Raw genomic sequence first — 1,441 nt, 5'->3', positions numbered from 1 at the left:
CCGCCTGCGGGCCCTGCGTGGCGATGCGGATCGTCTCGCCCCGGCCCGCCCCCAGCATCATGAGCCCCATGATGGAATGGCCGCAGACCGTCATCTCCGCATGGATGACCTCAACGGATGCATCGAATTTTTCCGCGACCGTCACGAATTTCGCGGCGGCGCGCGCATGCAGCCCGCGCTGGTTGACAATGCCCACATCCGCCATGTGGGCCATGTGGGCCATATCCTGATCCCGCGCCATGGGTCAGTCCCCGTGGCCCGCGATACTGTCGGCCCCATCCAGGCAGTCGCCCGTGCCGGACAGGCAGGCGGGCGGCAGGTGCGAGGCGACGGAGATGTAGCGCCTGCCCGCCGCTTCCGCCCCGTTGAGGCAGTCCTGCATGCTGGCATGGCCACGCATCTGCGCGAGCTTGACCAGCATGGGCATGTTCACGCCCGCCAGCACCTCCACCCGGTCGTTCTTCAGGGCGGACAGCGCCACGTTCGACGGCGTGCTGCCGAACATGTCGGTCAGCAGGATGACACCTTCGCCACTATCCACCGACTCGATGGCTTCAAGCAGCGCGCAGCGGCAGTTTCCCGGCACGGCGGCGGGCGTGACGTTGAATACCGTCGCCTGCGCCTGCGGGCCGACCACGTGTTCGAGCTCACCCTTCAGGGTCTCGCCCAGAATCCCGTGCATCACGAACACAAGGCCGATCATTTGGGGGCTGTCCGCTCCGTTGTTTCCGACAGGCCGCGCGGGCGATTGGCCCAGCGCCAGCTACTGCGCCCCTGACGGGCAAGTTCACGATGCATGACCACAACCGGCCATGGCTCATGCGGATGAATGTCTCCCGCCCGTTGCGCAAGCCTGCGCGCGAGCGCCTCCACCAGGGTGACGGAGCGGTGCCGCCCCCCCGAACAGCCCAGCGCGATGGTCGCGTATTTCTTTCCCTCCCGCACGAAGCGCGGCAGGACGAGTTCCAGAATTCCCACGATCCGGTCCAGGAATTCCTGATAATCCGGATCCCTTTCCACATATTCGGCCACCGCCGCATCCAGCCCGGTCATGGCGGACAGCGTGGGTTCGTAATAGGGATTGGTCAGGAAACGGGCGTCGAACACCATATCCGCCTCCCGCGGGAGGCCGGCGGGAAAAGCGAAGGACATGAGCGCGACCGTCAGCCCGTCCAGCCCACCGGCCGACCATTCCCCGAATCGGGCCTCGACAAGCTGGCGCAGTTCCGGCGGTGGCAGGTCGGAGGTGTCGATCACCACATCCGCCGCCTCCCGCAGGGGGATGTCAGGGTGATTTCGGCCTCGATTCCTTCCTTCACGGTGCCATGGGCGGCCTGCGGGTGGCGCCTGCGGGTGGCGGTATAGCGGCTGAGCAGCACGCTTTCCTCCGCCGTGGCGTAGATCAGTTCGGCGCTGAGGGCGGGATTGACGCGCAGCCGCG

At 66.7% G+C, this 1,441-nt stretch carries 2 protein-coding genes and 1 pseudogene; all 3 read right to left on the bottom strand.

Annotated elements, in window-relative coordinates; translation table 11 throughout:
• On the bottom strand, positions 1-241 hold a 241-nt coding region (locus JCM25156_RS16470), incomplete at its 3' end, for an HPr family phosphocarrier protein (protein WP_242402718.1).
• 3 nt (positions 242-244) lie between these two features.
• On the bottom strand, positions 245-703 hold the full coding sequence (locus tag JCM25156_RS16465) for a PTS sugar transporter subunit IIA (protein ID WP_025813972.1): 459 nt from the start codon (positions 701-703) through the stop codon (positions 245-247).
• Positions 700-1,441 (bottom strand): annotated as a pseudogene (locus JCM25156_RS25540) (RNase adapter RapZ); the annotation flags it as partial. The gene JCM25156_RS16465 and the pseudogene JCM25156_RS25540, both read right to left, overlap by 4 nt.

This window comes from Komagataeibacter kakiaceti JCM 25156 (assembly GCF_000613305.1).
Note: the sequence above shows the minus strand (reverse complement) of the source record. Positions and strands in the feature narration are given on the sequence as shown.